The following is a 17069-nucleotide window of genomic DNA, read 5'->3' as shown; positions in this document are numbered from 1 at the left end:
CGGGCCGAGGTCGGGCCGGGTGGCTGGGCGTCAGGGGGCCGAGAGCAGGTGGCTTGGGGAGGCATCCCACCCCAAGGTGAGGTTAGGCTAGCCTAAATTCATGTCGCACCCCGCTGGACGACGGCACGGTCCAGCAGCTCGCCCGAGGGCCTGTCTTACGGATCAGGCTGGATGAGGGTGGGAGGTCCCCCCACGCCCTCCAGGCGCGGGGGGAGGGGTCTGGTGCCGTGGATCTTCCCCCTGTGCCCTGCGGGCACGGGGGGGACCCCAGCGGAGGAGGGAGTCAATGCGGTGGGGGTACCACCGTGCCCGCAGGGCACAGGGGGCCATGGGCGACCGACGACAACGCGGAGTGGGGGCACCTCCCGGGCCGAAGGCCCAGGGGGAACGGCGCCAGCGCACGCGAGCCCAGCAAGATCCGTCAGACAGGCCCTCGCCCGGGTCCTCCTCGCCGATCCGTCGCTGGTCGTCCTCGACGAGCCCGCCGCCGAGTCCGGTCCCGCCGCCCGGCCGCAGCTCGCCGAGGCGCTGCGTCGGGTGACCCGGGGCCGTACCGGCGCCCCCTTCGACACGGCCAAGGAGCCCTGAGCCATGACCATTTACCGCGCCACCGTCTCCCGCGTGCGGCCCCTGACCGACACCATGGTCCGCATCACGTTCGCCGGCGACGACGTGCCCGCCTTCGTCTCGACGGGGGTGGGCGACGAGTACGTGCGCCTGTTCTTCCCGCACGGGTCCGACCGTCGGGAGCTGTCCCTGCCGGTGTCCACCGAGAACGGCGGTTGGGAGACCCCCGACGACCGCCCCACGGCCCCCATGCGCACCTTCACCATCCGTGCCGCGCGGCCCGAAGCAGCCGAGATAGACATCGACTTCGTGCTGCACGACGACGGGGTCGCGGGCCCCTGGGCCGCGGCGGCGCGCCCCGGCGACCCGCTCGGCCTGAACGCCCCGACCGGCCTGTACGACCCGCCTGCCGACCTCGCCCGCCAGTTCCTGGTCTGCGATCTGACGGGCCTTCCGGCGCTCGCCCGCATCCTGGAGAGCACCCCGGAGCACGTCACCACCCGCGCGGTCGTCGAGGTGCCCGACGACCGCTCCGTGCAGCCGCTGCCCGCGCACCCGCGGGCCAAGGTCACCTGGACCCACGGCGGCAACGGTCACGGCCCGAGCCGGCTCGCCGAACTCGTCACCACCGCGGTGCCCCCGCACGCCGACCTCGCCGGCACCTACATCTGGGTGGCGGGCGAGACGACCGCGCTGCGCTCGGTGCGCAAACACCTGCGCAAGACGCTCGCCCTGCCCACGGACCGCTTCAAGGTCGTCGGCTACTGGGCGCCGGGCGGCGAGAGCTGGACCGCGCGGTACGAGGCGCTGTCCACGGACGTGAAGGCGGAGCTGGCGGCGCTCTGGGAGGACCCGAAGGGCGACCTGGAGGACGTGACGATCACGTACGAGGAGCAGTTGACGCGACTGGGGCTGTGAGCCCCGTACGCACGCGAGCGGTGGCGGCACCCCGTGGGATGCCGCCACCGCTCGGCGACTTCGGTCGTCCGGCCACTCCGACGTGCGGCGACCCGGACGTTCAGCGGGTCAGGCCGCGGAACCGGCCTTCCATGCGGCCCAGTCCATGTTCCAACCGTTCAGGCCGTTGTCGGGCTTGATGGTCTTGTCCTTGGAGTTCTGCACGATGACGACGTCGCCGATCATCGAGTTGTTGAAGAACCAGGCGCCGGGCTGGTTCGGGTCGTTGGCGCCCTTCGCGTCGTTCAGGCCCACGCAGCCGTGGCTGGTGTTGGACTTGCCGAAGATGGAGTCGGCGCCCCAGTAGTTGCCGTGGATGAAGGTGCCGGAGGTGGACAGCCGCATCGCGTGCGGGACGTCCTTGATGTCGTACTCGCCCTTGCCGTCGGAGTCGGTGAAGCCGACGGTGGCGCCGTTCATCCGGGTCTCCTTGAACTTCTCGGAGATCACCATCTGACCGTTGTACGTCGGGGTGCCGGGGGCACCGGCAGAGATCGGGATCTCCTTGACGACCTTGCCGTTGCGCTTGACCGTCATCACCTTGGTCGCGGCGTCGACGGTGGAGACCTGGTTGCGGCCGACCTTGAAGGTGACCGTCTTCTGCTGGACGCCGAAGACGCCCTGCGAGCCCTCGACGCCGTCCAGGGCCAGCTTCAGCGTGACGGTGGAGCCTTCCTTCCAGTACTGGTCGGGGCGGAAGTCCAGGCGCTGGGAGCTGAACCAGTGGCCGACGATCTCCTGACCGCCGGTCGAGGTGACCGTGATGGCGGACTGCACGGCCTTCTTGTTGCTGATCGGCTTGTTGAAGGTGATGGACACCGGCATGCCGACGCCGACGGTGGAGCCGTCCTCGGGGGTGAAGTTGCCGATGAAGCTGTTGCTCGGCGAGACGGTGGTGAAGGAGGAGTTCTCGAAGGCGACGAGGCCCTTCGAGTCCTTCGCGCTGGCGGACACCTTGTAGGTGGTGGAGCGCTTCAGGCTGGCGTCGGGCTTCCAGCTCTTGCCGTCGGCGGCGAGGGTGCCCTTGACCTCCGCGCCCTCGGAGCTGGTCATCGTGACCTTGGTCAGGGTGCCGTCCGTAACGGTGACCTTGGCGTTGTTGATGCTCGCGTTGCTCGTGGAGTTCTTCGGCTCGATGGCTATTCGGGCCTTCGAGACCTCCTTGGCGGCTGCCTCGTCGACCTGGGCCTGCGACTTCTTGGCGGCGTCGCCGCTGCCCTTGTCCCCGTCCCCGCCGCAGGCCGACAACACCAGTACGCCGCCGAGCACAGCGGAGGCGGCTGCGAGGGCCCGACGCCGCCGCTTGCTGTCCGTCATCACACGCTTCTCCATCGTCGCCGAGCCCCCGGACCGAACACGGGGGACACCACCTATTTCGAGTATTTCGGGTGTCCGGTTCCACATCCCTCTCGGAATGTGACGGACGCCACTGCGGGGGCCGTCCCGGCCGCCGCGGTCGCCCCGTCCTCCACCGTCGACCCGGTCGCTGCGCCACCCGCCCGTCCGCCACGGTACGCCGTACGGCGCGCCGCCCGACACGGCTTTCCGTACGCCCGGGACGGTTAAGGGCCTGTCGCGGGGCACCCCTTCACCGTACATACCGTTTCACGGTACACACGGTGACGGTTCCGTGCTTGTCCGTGGTTCCGCAGCGGCCGGAACGAGGTCGGCACACCGCTGTTACGCGCCTGTGAACATCCGGCTTTCGCGACGGCCACCGCGTTCACTAGCATCAGCCCACCGCCCAAGTCCACGATTCCACAAGGGGGATCACGTCTGTGCCCGTCGCTCGCCGACCGCTGCTGACCGCCGCTGCTGCGGGGGCCTTGCTGTGTGCGCTGTGGTTCGTTCCGTCGACGAACGCGGCCGACGGCCGGCCGTCGGCGGAACCCGGCACGACCGGCGTCGGAACGGTCGGCCGGGAGGAGCTGCGGCTGACCGACCCGAGCAGCGTGGACCTCACCCCGCCGGTGCTCGGCGGGACTGCGTTCCTGGCGGTGGGGGTGGCTTCGGTGACCATCGCCCTCCGCCGCGGAAGAACTTCCTCCGGTTCCGCTTCTCCCGCGCCCCGCGATCCCTGCGGCGGACCTCCCGGGGCGGCCTAGCCTCAAGGACCCGCCCTGCTTGCGCGGTGGGGCCCGCCCGGGGGGCGCGGAGCGCCGCGCCTGCTGTGCGGTGATGGCGTCCGCGGCCCGGTGGTGGGCTTGTCGCGCAGTTCCCCGCGCCCCTAAGTACCTCTACCTCCAGCCCGCAGGCGAATGACGGGGGCAGCACATCAGGGGCGCGGGGAACTGCGCGACAAGCCACAGACGGGCCGCAGAGACCAACGCTCCCGCAGGGAAACGGCGGCTACGTCCAGCGGCGCCCGGGCCGGCTAGGCCAAGGGGCCGGTGATCTGTTCCACCGCCGTGATCAGCGCACCGGTGCGGACGAACGCCTCCGCCGCCGCCAGGTCCGGCGCGAGGAAGCGGTCCGGGCCGGGGCCCGGTACGCCCGCCGCGCGCAGGGCGTCGATCGCGGCGCGGGTCGCGGGCGCGGGGGTGAGCCCCTGCCGGAGCTCGACCGCCCGGGTCGCCGCGTACAGCTCCACCGCGACGATCCGGCCGAGCGCGTCCACCGCGGTGCGCAGCTTGCGGGCCGCGGACCAGCCCATCGAGACGTGGTCCTCCTGCATCGCCGACGACGGGATGGAGTCGGCGGACGCCGGCACCGCGAGCCGCTTCATCTCGCTGACCAGCGCGGCCTGGGTGTACTGGGCGATCATCAGGCCGGAGTCGACGCCCGGGTCGTCCGCGAGGAACGGCGGCAGGCCGTGGCTGCGGTTCTTGTCGAGGAGGCGGTCCGTGCGGCGCTCGGCGATCGAGCCGAGGTCGGCGGCGGCGATGGCGAGGAAGTCGAGGACGTACGCGACGGGGGCGCCGTGGAAGTTGCCGTTGGACTCCACGCGGCCCTGCTCCGGCAGGACCACGGGGTTGTCCACGGCGGAGGCCAGCTCGCGCTCGGCGACCAGCAGGGCGTGCGCGAGGGTGTCCCGGCCCGCGCCCGAGACCTGGGGCGCACAACGTACGGAGTACGCGTCCTGGACCCGCGGCGCCTCGTCCTGCTGGTAGTGCCCGGTGAGCCCGGACCCCTTGAGCACGGCGGCCATGTTCGCGGCGGCCACGGCCTGCCCGGGGTGCGGCCGGATGGCGTGCAGCTCGGGCGCGAGGACCCGTTCGGTGCCGAGGAGCGCTTCCAGGGAGAGCGCGGCGGTGATGTCGGCGCTGGTGTGCAGGCGCTGGAGGTCGTCGATCGCCATGATCAGCATGCCGAGCATGCCGTCGGTGCCGTTGAGGAGGGCGAGCCCTTCCTTCTCGCGCAGCTCGACGGGGGCGATTCCGTGCTCCGCGAGCAGCTCGGCGGCGGGCCGCAGCCGCCCGTCGGGCCCCTCCGCTTCGCCCTCGCCCATCAGCGTCAGGGCGCAGTGGGACAGCGGCGCGAGGTCGCCGGAGCAGCCGAGGGAGCCGTACTCGTGGACGACCGGGGCGATGCCGGCGTTCAGCACGTCCGCCATGGTGCGGGCGACTTCGGGCCGTACGCCGGTGTGCCCCGAGCACAACGTCTTCAGGCGCAGGAACATCAGCGCCCGCACCACCTCCCGCTCCACGCGCGCCCCCATGCCGGCGGCGTGCGACCGGACGATGTTCCGCTGGAGCTGTGCGCGCAGGTCGTGCCCGATGTGCCGGGTGGCGAGCGCGCCGAAGCCGGTGGAGATGCCGTAGACGGGCTCGGGCTTGGCGGCGAGGGCGTCGACGACGGCGCGGGAAGCGGCGAGGGCGTCGAGCGCGGCGGGGGAGATCTGCACGCGGGCGCCGTGGCGGGCCACGGCGATGACGTCGGCGCGGGTGGCCCCGGAGGTGCACACCACCACGGTTTGCATATCCATATTCAGCAGCGTACGGACTGAATTCCCGCATGTCACGGGTGAGATGCGGTCGGGATGCACTGCGGCCTGCCACGCCCCCTGCGCCTCTGATGCACCGCCCCCGCCGTTCGCCGACGGGGCGCTGAGGGGCGCGAGGAACTGCGCGAGGAGCCCACCACCGGCCCGCAGAGACCAACGACCCCGCAGGGAAGGCCCCCTAGCTCGCGCCGCGGAAGCGGCGGCGGTCGCGCCCCCGCCCCTCCCCCTCCGCCAGCTTCAACACCGCACCGTCCCGCCCCGCCACCACCGCGCCCACCGCCCCCTCCGCCTTCGCCCGGTACTGCGCCGCGTCCGCCAGCCGGAACAGTCGGCGCGCGCTCCTGACCTGGCCGATCGGGTCGCCCGTGGACGCGACCCCGCACGCCACGCCCTCCCCCAACTCCAGCTCCGCCGCCCGCGTGCACAGTTCGTCCGCCACCCGCACCACCTCGTCGGCCGCCGGCCCCACGCACACCAGGCAGAACTCGTCGCCGCCCAGCCGCGCCGCCAGTGCGTCCGTCAGCATCGCCCCACACAGCGACAGCACCGAGCCGAACCGTTCCAGCAGACGGTCGCCGACGGCGTGGCCGAGGGTGTCGTTGACCCGCTTCAACCCGTTGAGGTCGCAGACGACCAGGCTGACCACGGTGCCGTCGGCGCGGTGCAGCTCCAGCGCCTCGTCGAGCCGGGCGTCCACCGCGCGCCGGTTCGCCAGGCCGGTCAGCGGGTCCGTGAAGGCCAGCCGGCGCACTTCCTCCAGCCGCTCCGTCTGTGCGATGCCCGCGGCGACGACGGACGCCAGCACCGTCGCGAAGTGGGCCTCGTCGCGCCCGAACACCGGTGCGCCGAGCGGACGGGCCACGTACAGCTCGCCCCACGCCCGCCCGTGCAGCACGATCGGCGCGACCACGCAGCACCCCCGACGGCGCCGCCGCAGCGCGGACGCCCGGCCGCCCGCGCCGCCGGACGCCAGCGACGGGTGCCGGTACCCGCGCGCGGGGAGGGGCCCGTACTCCGGTACGACCGAGTCCCGGCCGGGGTCGGACCAGGACGACGACCCCTCGCCGAAGACCTCCCCCGGTTCCCTCGACTCCGCCGGCTCCGCGGTCTCCACCCACGCCTCCGGCTCCCCGCCGCCCGCCCACCGCTCGTGCAGGAACTCCGTGATCTCGGGGAAGCGATTGACCGGATACGTCTCCGACTCCGGGAACTCCTCCTCGTCCCCGGCCCGCTCGCCCGCGTTCACCAGGACCTTCAGCCGCCCCAGCTCGCGCTCCCAGACGGACAGCGCCGCGAAGGAACCGTTCAGCGCGGAACAGGCGCCCAGCGCCGCCGCGCGCCAGAACTCGCGCGGGGTCTGCGCCGCAGCCATCGTCTGGGCCAGTGAGACTACGGCCCGCAACCGCCGATCCTCTGCCATCACCCCAGCTTAGGGAGGTGCACCGAGTTTGACGGGTTTGACGGGTTTATCGACCCCTCATTCGATGACGCAGCGTGATCATGACGTGCTCACTCCCCGGGCCACTGCGGCTTCCGCTTCTCGTTGAACGCGGCGACCCCCTCCGCCCGGTCCCCGGAGAAGGCGACCGTGCGCCACGCCGCGTCCTCCACCTCCAGACCGGCCCGCAGGTCGAGCCCCTGCCCCAGCCGCAGGGCGCGCTTCGCGGCGCGCAGGCCCACCGGGGAGTTCGCCGCGATCCGTCCAGCGAGGGCGAGGGCTGCGGTACGGGCGTCGTCCGCGAGCTCGTCCACGAGGCCCAGCTCCCGCGCCTCCTGCGCCGCCACCCGGCGCGCGCTGAACACCAGCTCGGCGGCGCGCGCGGCGCCGACCCGACGCGGCAGCAGCTGGGTGCCCCCGCCGCCGGGGATCACGCCCACGGCCACCTCGGGCAGGGCGACGACCGCGGTCGCGTCGCCCACGATCACGTCGCAGGCCAGCGCCAGCTCGAAGCCGCCGCCGAGCGCGTACCCGTGGACGGCGGCGATCGCCGGCATCGGCAGCTCAAGGACGCCGGTGTACGCACCGCGCGAGGTCGGCCGCTGCCGCAGCAGGTCCGCGTCGCTGAAGGAGTTCCGCTCCTTGAGGTCCGCGCCGACGCAGAACGCCCGCTCGCTCGACGAGGTCAGCACCGTGACCCGGACGTCCCGGTCCGCCGCGAGCGCCGCGCACGCATCGGCGATGGCCAGCGCCATCTTGGTGGACACGGCGTTCATGGCCTCGGGCCGGTCGAGGACGAGTTCGGCGACGTGCCCGTGCCTGCGGACGAGCACGAAGTCCCCGTAGCGCTGCGACTGCTCCGGAGAAGAAGACGGCACGGACATCTGGCGACCTCCCGGTGGAACCGGTGACCCGCTGAACAGGCGCACAGGCGCACAGGCGCACCGGTTAACGATGGTTCACCGGATCATAGGCGCCACCCGCCCACCGGGCGAGAGGCCCTGGGTCGTATCCGCGAAGTCCCGCGCGCGCTCCTGCGCTCCTGCGTCTCTTGACGTAGCCGCCGTTTCCCTGCGGGAGCGTTGGTCTCCACCGGCCGGTGGTGGGCTGTTCGCAGACGCCACACCGCAGCACGCCGCACGGCGAAACCGCGCCTGCCAAGACAGCGGCACCACCGGGCGCGCCACGCTGGACTTCGCGGACACGACCTAGGATCTGCGGGAGAGGAGCCAGGGCTCCACGACGCCGAGCCCGCGCACCGGGCGCTGCCACATCGGTTGGAGTGCGTAGCGGTACGGGGGCGGCGGCTCGCCCTCCTTCTCCGCCGCCGCGGCCTCCTCCGCCGCCTGCGTCTCCGACTTGGGCGCGTCCCCGGTCCTGATCAGCTCCAGCGCGAACGCGCCGTCCACCAGGACCGTGTCCTTCGGTGCTATCGACGTCAGCCGGCTGGCGAGGTTCACCGTGGTGCCGAAGACGTCTCCCATCCTGGTGGTGACCGTGCCGAAGGCGATGCCGACCCGCAGCGAGGGCATCGACTCGTCCTGCCGCATCGTGTCGATCAGCCGCAGGGCGATCTCGGACGCGGTGCCGGCGTCGTCCGCCGCGTACAGCACCTCGTCGCCGAGGGTCTTGATGAGCCGGCCGCCGTGCGCGGCGACCAGGTCGGCCGCGGTGGTCTCGAAGACCTCGACCAGCTCGCCCAGTTCCTCCTCCTCCAGGCGGCGGGTGAGCCGGGTGAAGCCGACGAGGTCGGCGAAGCCCACGGCGAGGCGGCGGTCCACCATCTCCTCGTCGTCCGCGGCCTGGACGACCCGGCCGGTCGCGGCGGCGAGCTGCCGGCGCCACACGTAGACCAGGAACTCCTGGAGCTCCGGAAGGAGCAGTTCGATCAGCGGATACGTGACTTCGGTACGGGTCATGCCGGGCTCGGGCGGCTCGGTCAGCCCCTCCAGGAAGGAGTCGATCTGCCATTCGGCGAGCCGGGCGGTGGTCTGTCCGGTGGAGCGGGCGACCTGGATCGCCATGGGTTCGCTCAGCAGCCCCGCTTCGACGAGGCCGGCGAGCCGGCGCAGCGCGAGGACGTCCGCCTCGGTGAGCGCCTTGGCCTGGCCGATGTCGGCGAAGCCCATGGCCCGCCAGAAGCGGGAGGCCAGGTCCATCGAGACGCCGGCGGTGCGGGCCGCCTGGAAGGGGGTGTAGCGCCGTTCGGCGCCGAGGATGAGCTGTTCGAGGCGGATGGCGAGGGGATCGTCGGTGGGCTCGGCGGTGTGGTCGACGGCGTGGTGCGGCGTGGGGTGCCCCCCGCCCGAGGAGCCCGTACCGGAAGAACCCGTACCTGAAGAGCTCGTACCGGAAGAGCCCGTACCGGATGCGCCTGCACCCGAGGTGCCCGCGCCGGAAGAGCTCGTACCGGAACCCGTACCGGAAGAACCCCCGCCGGAGGATCGTTCGGAACCGTCGGACGCGCCCGCGCCGGAATCGGTGTCGTCGACGGTCACCAGCCGCCTCCTGCCCTTTCCCTGCGCAACTGCCTGCCGATCTGTCGCTCGATCGCCTCAACGATACGGCAGGTGTGCCCTGGCTCACGTCCCCACGAGGAGACCGGTACGCCCCGACCCGTCACTCCGGGCCGGCTGCACCGGCGGCCCGCAGGTGCACCACGTCGCCCGCGCCGACGGCCTCCCGCGCCCCGCCCGGCAGGGCGAGGACCAGCCGTCCGTCCCCGTCGAGCGCGACCGCCTCGCCGGTCAGCGACCGGTCGCCCGGCAGTTCGGCCCGTACGGTGCGGCCCAACGTGGCACACCCGGCAGCATATGCCTCCTGCACCTTCGAGACGGTGGGGTCCCCGCCGGCCGCGCGCCAGTCCCCGTACCACCGCTCAAGCGAGCGCAGCACCGCCCGCAGCAGCGGGTCCCGGTCCGTGCACACCGCCCGGGCGAGCGCCAGCGAACCGGCCGTGGGCACCGGCAGCTCCGCCGCCGAGAGCGTGACGTTGATGCCGATGCCGAGCACCACGGCGTCGCTCCCCGCCCGCTCGGCGAGGATGCCGCCGGTCTTGCGCTCCTCGCCGTCCACCGTCACCAGCAGGTCGTTGGGCCACTTGAGCGAGGTGTCCACGCCCGCGGCCCGGCTCAGGCCCGTCGCGGCGGCCACCCCGGCGAGCAGCGGCAGCCAGCCCCAGCGCTCCACCGGCACCGCGGGCCCGGGCCGCAGCAGTACGGAGAAGAAGAGCCCCGACCGCGGCGGTGCGGTCCAGGTGCGGTCCAGCCGCCCGCGCCCCGCCGTCTGTTCCTCGGCGACCAGCACCGCGCCCTCCGGTGCCGCGTCGCCGGCCCCCGCACCGCCCGCGACCCGGGCGACGAGGTCGGCGTTGGTCGAACCGGTGCTCGACACGACGTCCAACGACGTCCACAGCCCGCCGGGGCGCACCAGCGCGCGCCGCAGCGCCGTCGCGTTCAGCGGTGGCCGCGCCAGATCGGCCCAGCGGCTCGCGGCCTCCGGAGCCCCCTGGGCTCCCGGGCCGCGCCCCTCGTCACCGGTGTTGCCACGCGCATTGTTCGACGTCATGCAAGCCAGGTTAGGTGTGGCAAAGACCGCACTGCGCTCCCGTAGCGGCGCCGATACGCTACGAGGCAGTAGCCGATCAGCAGCCGACGGCGCCGCCCGCCGGGCTCTGGTACGTACCCCTACACCCCCCGTGACCAGGCAGGGAGCCGCATCCCGATGTCAGAGCCGGAACAGCACGACAGCCACACCACCGCGGGAAGGATCGCGGACCTTCGGCGCCGTATCGAGGAGGCCACCCACGCCGGCTCGGCGCGCGCCGTGGAGAAGCAGCACGCCAAGGGCAAGCTGACCGCGCGCGAGCGCATCGACCTGCTGCTGGACGAGGGGTCCTTCGTCGAGTTCGACGAGCTCGCCCGGCACCGCTCGACCAACTTCGGCCTGGAGCGGACCCGTCCGTACGGCGACGGCGTCGTCACCGGCTACGGCACCGTCGACGGCCGCCCGGTAGCCGTCTTCTCCCAGGACTTCACCGTCTTCGGCGGCGCCCTCGGCGAGGTCTTCGGCCAGAAGATCATCAAGGTGATGGACTTCGCCCTGAAGACCGGCTGTCCGGTCGTCGGCATCAACGACTCCGGCGGCGCGCGGATCCAGGAGGGCGTCAGCGCGCTGGGCATGTACGGCGAGATCTTCCGCCGCAACACCCACGCCTCCGGCGTGATCCCGCAGATCTCGCTGGTCGTCGGCCCGTGCGCGGGCGGCGCCGTGTACTCGCCGGCGATCACCGACTTCACGGTGATGGTCGACCAGACCTCGCACATGTTCATCACCGGGCCCGACGTGATCAAGACGGTGACGGGCGAGGACGTCGGCTTCGAGGCGCTGGGCGGCGCCCGCACCCACAACACCACGTCGGGCGTGGCCCACCACATGGCGGGCGACGAGAAGGACGCGATCGAGTACGTCAAGTCCCTCCTGTCGTACCTCCCCTCCAACAACCTCTCCGAGCCGCCGGCCTTCCCCGAGGAGGCGGACCTCGCCGTCAGCGACGAGGACCGCGAGCTGGACGCGCTCATCCCGGACAGCGCGAACCAGCCGTACGACATGCACGCGGTCATCGAGCACATCGTGGACGAGGGCGAGTTCCTGGAGACGCAGGCGCTGTTCGCGCCCAACATCATCACCGGCTTCGGCCGCGTCGAGGGCTTCCCGGTCGGGATCGTCGCCAACCAGCCGATGCAGTACGCCGGCTGCCTCGACATCAACGCGTCGGAGAAGGCGGCGCGGTTCGTCCGCACCTGCGACGCGTTCAACGTGCCCGTGCTGACCTTCGTCGACGTGCCCGGCTTCCTGCCCGGCGTGGACCAGGAGTACGGCGGCATCATCCGGCGCGGCGCCAAGCTGATCTACGCGTACGCGGAGGCGACCGTCCCGCTGATCACAGTGATCACGCGCAAGGCGTTCGGCGGCGCGTACGACGTCATGGGCTCCAAGCACCTGGGCGCCGACATCAACCTGGCCTGGCCGACCGCGCAGATCGCGGTCATGGGCGCGCAGGGCGCGGTGAACATCCTGCACCGGCGCGCGATCGCCGAAGCGGGCGACGAGGCGGCGCAGGAGGAGGCCCGGGCCCGGCTGATCGAGGAGTACGAGGACGCGCTGCTGAACCCGTACACGGCGGCGGAGCGGGGGTACGTGGACGCGGTGGTGCTGCCGTCGGACACGCGTCGGCAGGTCGTGCGGGGGCTGCGGCAGTTGCGGACGAAGCGGGAGAGCCTGCCGCCGAAGAAGCACGGGAACATTCCGCTGTGACCACCGGTGCCGGGCGAGGAAGGGCGTGACCATGATCAAGATCGTGCGGGGCAACCCGACGCCGGAGGAGCTGGCGGCGGCGGTTGCGGTGGTGCGGGCGCGGGCGATGGAGGCGGGCGCGGGGGAAGGCGGCGCGTCCGTGCCGCTGGGGCAGGAACGCTGGTCGTCCCCGTCCCGCATCGCCCGCGGCACCCTCCCCATGCCGGGCCCCCGCGCGTGGGCCCACACGTACTGGCCGATCTGACGTCCCGCGGTTCCCCTGCGGGGGCGTTGGCCTCTGCGGCTTGGTAGTGGGCGGGGAAGTTGGTCTGGTGCGGCCCGTCTGTGGCTTGTCGCGCAGTTCCCCGCGCCCCTAAAAGCCTTCGCCCCAGCCCGCAGACAAGTGACGGGGCAGCGAAAGCAGGGGTGCGGGGAACTGTGCGAACAAGCCCCACCGGGCCGCAGAGAACACAGCTTCCGCAGGGAAACGGCGAGGTTTTTAGGGGCGCGGGGAACTGCGCGAACAGCCACACTCAAGCCGCAGAGACCATCGCGCCCGCAGGGAAACCGCCGGCACGTCACGGGCGCGGGCAACGCACCGCCAGGCCGCGGGGAAACGCATCCCGCAGGGAAACCGCGGGTACGGCGGAGCGCGCCGCGGAATCTCGCGTTCCAAGGTGAGTACGTGTACTCAGGCGCCCCCACCCCCTCCCCCGCCACCATCGAAGACATGCTGTGGTCCGACCCGAAAGACGAAGCCCCCGAGGAGCTGCGCCAGACGCAGGCCATGATGCGTCGCGCCGGCATCCTGCTCGCGCTCGCCATGGTGCTCGGGATGATCGTGGTGAGCCTGCACTGACGATGTGGGCGCCCACGGGCAACGGGCGTGCTCCGGAGCGCGCCTACCATGGCCGCATGACCACCCTCCGCCTCGTCCTCGCCTCCGCGTCCCCCGCCCGCCTCCGCCAGTTGCGCGCCGCGGGCTTCGACCCCGAGGTGATCGTCAGCGGCGTCGACGAGGACGCCCTGACCGCGCCCACCCCCGGCGAGCTCGCCCTCGTGCTCGCCGAGGAGAAGGCGGCCGTCGTAGCCGCCCTGCCCCACGTCACCGACGCGCTCGTGATCGGCTGCGACTCCGTGCTCGACCTGGACGGCGAAGCGCTGGGCAAGCCCGCGGACACGGAGGAGGCCACCGCTCGGTGGAAGGCGATGCGGGGCCGCTCGGGCGTGCTGCGGACCGGGCACTGCATCACGGACACGACCACCGGCCGGATCGCGTCGGCGACCGCGTCCACGACGGTGCACTTCGGGGAGCCGACGGACGCCGAGATCGCCGCGTACGTCGCGACCGGCGAACCCCTCCACGTCGCGGGCGCGTTCACGCTCAACGGCCGCTCGGGGCCGTTCATCGACGGCATCGAGGGCGACCACGGCAACGTCATCGGCATCTCGCTGCCGCTGGTGCGCACCCTGCTGGCCGAGTTGGACCACTCGGTCACCGAGTTCTGGACCTGACCCGCCCCGAGCCGGCGCAGCCCCTACGCCGGCGCGGCCTCGCCCGGCGCCCGCTCCGTCCTCCGCGGGCCGTACTCCATCAGCACCAGCACGATCAGCCCCAGCACCACCATCAGGAAGGCGAAGGCCGACCAGCCCACCAGGCCCACGGCCACCGTCCCCAGCACCCCGTGCACCACCGCCGCCGCGATCAGCAGTCCGCGGCCGAAGCGCCCGGGCGAGCGGTCCCGTACGGCGGCGACGGCGCAGACCGCCGCGCACCCCGTGAGGAAGAGCCCGAAGGCGCCGCCCGCCGCCCAGGTGCCGGCCGCCATCGCACCGGGGTCCAGGCCGTCCAGGGACATGGACTGGCCGTCCACGAACGTGGCGAGGATGCCGTTGATCACCACGATGCCCACGGCCTCCACCAGCAGGACGACCGCCGCCACCCAGGCCACCGGTCTGCGCACCACGGCCCCATCCCCCTCCGTTACCGCGAGTACGTACCTCGGACAGCCTGAACGCTACTCATGGGTAAATCGCACGACAAGGCTCCGGACACGACCCGCCCCGCCCGGCCGAACCGAGAAGAATCGTTCGCCCATTCGTAGGGACTCCACAAAGAAAGTGGTGGGGCGGCTGGCCCCGCGCACAGAGACCTGCGCCACACAAGCGGGCTACTGTCTGGAAGGTAAACCCGTCGTACCGTGGTGCGACTAGGGATTTTGCGACTTCGAGCGAGCCTCGAATCACGCTCCGTGTGGGCAAGCTCACCATAGGGGACGGGTCGAACGGCCGTGTCGGCAGTCCCTAAACTCGGCTTGTTTCAAGGAGGGAGCCAACGTGCGCAAGGTGCTCATCGCCAACCGAGGCGAAATCGCGGTCCGCGTCGCAAGGGCCTGTCGTGACGCCGGCATCGCGAGCGTAGCCGTATACGCCGATCCGGACCGGGACGCCCTGCACGTCCGCGCGGCCGACGAGGCGTTCGCCCTGGGCGGTGACACCCCGGCGGCCAGCTATCTCGACATGGGCAAGGTCCTCCAGGCGGCGAAGGACTCGGGAGCGGACGCGATCCACCCGGGCTACGGCTTCCTGTCCGAGAACGCCGAGTTCGCCCAGGCCGTGCTCGACGCCGGGCTGACCTGGATCGGTCCGCCGCCCTCCGCGATCCGGGACCTCGGCGACAAGGTCGCCGCCCGGCACATCGCCCAGCGCGCCGGCGCGCCGCTGGTCGCGGGCACGCCCGACCCGGTCGCGAACGCGGACGAGGTCGTGGCCTTCGCCCGGGAGAACGGCCTGCCGATCGCGATCAAGGCCGCCTTCGGCGGCGGCGGTCGCGGCCTGAAGGTCGCCCGCACCCTGGAAGAGGTGCCGGAGCTGTACGACTCGGCCGTCCGCGAGGCGGTCGCCGCGTTCGGGCGGGGCGAGTGCTTCGTCGAGCGCTACCTGGACAAGCCGCGGCACGTCGAGACGCAGTGCCTGGCCGACCAGCACGGCAACGTCGTGGTGGTCTCCACCCGTGACTGCTCCCTCCAGCGCCGGCACCAGAAGCTGGTCGAGGAGGCCCCGGCGCCGTTCCTGTCGGACGAGCAGAACGCGGAGCTGTACCGCGCCTCCAAGGCCATCCTGAAGGAGGCCGGCTACGTCGGCGCCGGCACGGTCGAATTCCTCGTCGGCCTCGACGGCACGATCTCCTTCCTGGAGGTCAACACCCGGCTCCAGGTCGAGCACCCGGTCACCGAAGAGGTCACCGGCATCGACCTCGTGCGCGAGATGTTCCGCATCGCCGACGGCGAGGAACTGGGCTACGACGACCCGCCGGTGCGCGGGCACTCCTTCGAGTTCCGGATCAACGGCGAGGACCCGGGCCGCAACTTCCTGCCCGCGCCCGGCACCGTGACCTCCTTCGCCCCGCCGACCGGCCCCGGCGTCCGGCTCGACGCGGGCGTCGAGTCCGGCAGCGTCATCGGCCCCGCGTGGGACTCCCTGCTCGCCAAGCTGGTCATCACCGGCGCCACCCGTCAGCAGGCGCTCCAGCGCGCCGCGCGGGCGCTGGCCGAGTTCCAGGTGGAGGGCATGGCCACCGCCATCCCCTTCCACCGCGCCGTGGTCGTCGACCCGGCCTTCACCAGCGACCCGTTCCGGGTGCACACCCGCTGGATCGAGACCGAGTTCGTCAACGAGATCCCGGCGTTCACCGCGGCCGGGGACGCGGAGGCGGAGGACGAGGCGGGCCGCGAGACCGTCGTCGTCGAGGTCGGCGGCAAGCGCCTTGAGGTCTCCCTCCCCGCGCACCTGGGCATGACCCTGGCCCGTACGGGCCTGGCGGCGGGCGCGAAGCCCAAGCGGCGCGCGGCCCGCAAGTCGGCCTCCGCCGCGTCCGGCGACACCCTCGCGTCCCCGATGCAGGGCACGATCGTGAAGGTCGCCGTCGAGGAGGGCCAGGAGGTGCAGGAGGGCGATCTCGTCGTCGTCCTGGAGGCCATGAAGATGGAGCAGCCCCTGAACGCGCACCGCGCCGGCACCGTCAAGGGGCTGGCCGCGGAGGTCGGCGCCGCGATCTCCTCCGGTGCGGCGATCTGCGAGATCAAGGACTGACCGCCCGAGTTCCGACGGAGGGCCCGTCCGGTCGTGATGCGACCGCGCGGGCCCTCCGTGGCTCGACGCACGGCGACACACGCACGACGACGCACGCACGCACGACGACGCACCTGCCAGGAAGGACGGACGATGAGGACGGGCGGTACGACGACGGACGGGGGCGGCGACCCGGACCCACGCGCCGCGGCCGAGCGGCCCGCGCAGCCGGTCCGGCCCGTGCGCCCCAAGCGGGCGGACGCGCGCCGCAATTACGACCGGCTGCTCACGGAGGCCCGCGCCGTCTTCGCCGAGCGCGGCACCGATGCGTCCCTGGAGGAGATCGCCCGCCGTTCGGGCGTCGGCATCGGCACGCTGTACCGGCACTTCCCGAACCGGCACGCGATCATGAGCGCGGTCTTCCAGGACGCACTGGACGCCCTGCGGGACCGTTCACTGGCGCTGGCCGACGCCCCCGACCCGTTCGCCGCGCTCGCGGAGTGGCTGCGGGCGCTCATCGCCTGCTCGGGTGAGTACCGCGGTATCTCCCGCGCGCTCATGTCCGCCTCCCACGACGCGGATTCGGCGCTCTCCTCGTGCTGCGTGCCGCTGGCCGAGGCGGGCGAGCGCCTGCTGCGGAGGGCGGTGGACGCCGGGTCCGTACGGGACGACTCGTCCATCGGGGACCTGATGCAGCTGACCAACGCGATCGCCCTCGCGGCCGAGCAGTCGCCCGCGGACCCCGGACTCCCCGACCGCCTCCTGGCCCTCACCCTCCGCGGCCTGCGCGCCTGACGT

Annotated in this window: 15 protein-coding genes; 8 read left to right on the top strand and 7 right to left on the bottom strand. The window is 72.4% G+C overall.

Annotation, left to right across the window (positions count from 1 at the left end; translation table 11 throughout):
* The first annotated feature begins 591 nt into the window (after positions 1-591).
* The gene (locus tag ABZ842_RS21005; protein ID WP_361538540.1) at positions 592-1485 is read left to right on the top strand and encodes a siderophore-interacting protein; all 894 of its coding nucleotides are present in this window, start codon (positions 592-594) and stop codon (positions 1483-1485) included.
* A gap of 108 nt (positions 1486-1593) precedes the next feature.
* On the opposite strand, the gene ABZ842_RS21000 is transcribed toward ABZ842_RS21005, so the two are convergent.
* Positions 1594-2856, bottom strand: a complete 1263-nt coding sequence (locus ABZ842_RS21000) for an Ig-like domain-containing protein (RefSeq protein ID WP_361538538.1) — start codon at positions 2854-2856, stop codon at positions 1594-1596.
* Positions 2857-3302: 446 nt separating this feature from the next.
* Between ABZ842_RS21000 and ABZ842_RS20995 the strand changes: the two genes are divergently transcribed.
* Positions 3303-3629, top strand: a complete 327-nt coding sequence (locus ABZ842_RS20995; protein WP_361538536.1) for a hypothetical protein — start codon at positions 3303-3305, stop codon at positions 3627-3629.
* Positions 3630-3898: 269 nt separating this feature from the next.
* Here ABZ842_RS20995 and hutH read toward each other — a convergent pair whose 3' ends face one another.
* The 5 genes from hutH to ABZ842_RS20970 form a co-directional block, all read right to left on the bottom strand.
* On the bottom strand, positions 3899-5449 hold the full coding sequence (gene hutH, locus ABZ842_RS20990; RefSeq protein WP_361538534.1) for a histidine ammonia-lyase: 1551 nt from the start codon (positions 5447-5449) through the stop codon (positions 3899-3901).
* Positions 5450-5645: 196 nt separating this feature from the next.
* Positions 5646-6887, bottom strand: coding sequence for a diguanylate cyclase (locus ABZ842_RS20985; RefSeq protein ID WP_361538532.1), 1242 nt, complete (start codon positions 6885-6887; stop codon positions 5646-5648).
* 89 nt (positions 6888-6976) lie between these two features.
* Positions 6977-7789, bottom strand: a complete 813-nt coding sequence (locus ABZ842_RS20980) for an enoyl-CoA hydratase-related protein (protein ID WP_361538530.1) — start codon at positions 7787-7789, stop codon at positions 6977-6979.
* 324 nt (positions 7790-8113) lie between these two features.
* Positions 8114-9403 carry an adenylate/guanylate cyclase domain-containing protein gene (locus ABZ842_RS20975; protein WP_361538528.1) on the bottom strand — a complete coding sequence of 430 codons (1290 nt, stop codon included), beginning with the start codon at positions 9401-9403 and terminating at the stop codon, positions 8114-8116.
* Between the two features lie 121 nt (positions 9404-9524).
* Entirely contained in the window at positions 9525-10472 is a 948-nt protein-coding gene (locus tag ABZ842_RS20970) for a biotin--[acetyl-CoA-carboxylase] ligase (protein ID WP_361538526.1), read from the bottom strand.
* A 156-nt stretch (positions 10473-10628) separates the two neighbouring features.
* Between ABZ842_RS20970 and ABZ842_RS20965 the strand changes: the two genes are divergently transcribed.
* The 4 genes from ABZ842_RS20965 (at position 10629) to ABZ842_RS20950 (ending at position 13715) form a co-directional block, all read left to right on the top strand.
* Positions 10629-12221: an acyl-CoA carboxylase subunit beta gene (locus tag ABZ842_RS20965; RefSeq protein ID WP_361538524.1), complete on the top strand. Its 1593-nt coding sequence runs from the start codon at positions 10629-10631 to the stop codon at positions 12219-12221.
* A gap of 31 nt (positions 12222-12252) precedes the next feature.
* Positions 12253-12465 carry an acyl-CoA carboxylase subunit epsilon gene (locus tag ABZ842_RS20960; protein WP_361538522.1) on the top strand — a complete coding sequence of 71 codons (213 nt, stop codon included), beginning with the start codon at positions 12253-12255 and terminating at the stop codon, positions 12463-12465.
* Between the two features lie 420 nt (positions 12466-12885).
* A complete protein-coding gene (locus ABZ842_RS20955; protein ID WP_361538639.1) occupies positions 12886-13059 on the top strand; it encodes a hypothetical protein in 174 nt (57 codons plus the stop codon).
* A gap of 56 nt (positions 13060-13115) precedes the next feature.
* Positions 13116-13715: a nucleoside triphosphate pyrophosphatase gene (locus tag ABZ842_RS20950; RefSeq protein WP_361538520.1), complete on the top strand. Its 600-nt coding sequence runs from the start codon at positions 13116-13118 to the stop codon at positions 13713-13715.
* Between the two features lie 23 nt (positions 13716-13738).
* On the opposite strand, the gene ABZ842_RS20945 is transcribed toward ABZ842_RS20950, so the two are convergent.
* Entirely contained in the window at positions 13739-14164 is a 426-nt protein-coding gene (locus tag ABZ842_RS20945) for a hypothetical protein (RefSeq protein WP_361538629.1), read from the bottom strand.
* Between the two features lie 373 nt (positions 14165-14537).
* Between ABZ842_RS20945 and ABZ842_RS20940 the strand changes: the two genes are divergently transcribed.
* Both ABZ842_RS20940 and ABZ842_RS20935 read left to right on the top strand, forming a co-directional pair.
* On the top strand, positions 14538-16292 hold the full coding sequence (locus ABZ842_RS20940) for a biotin carboxylase N-terminal domain-containing protein (protein WP_361538518.1): 1755 nt from the start codon (positions 14538-14540) through the stop codon (positions 16290-16292).
* A gap of 132 nt (positions 16293-16424) precedes the next feature.
* Positions 16425-17066, top strand: a complete 642-nt coding sequence (locus ABZ842_RS20935; protein WP_361538516.1) for a helix-turn-helix domain-containing protein — start codon at positions 16425-16427, stop codon at positions 17064-17066.
* Positions 17067-17069 lie beyond the last annotated feature (3 nt).

This window comes from Streptomyces sp. NPDC047315 (assembly GCF_040643215.1).
Classification (GTDB): Bacteria; Actinomycetota; Actinomycetes; order Streptomycetales; family Streptomycetaceae; genus Streptomyces.
This window is presented reverse-complemented; position numbering and strand designations above follow the sequence as displayed.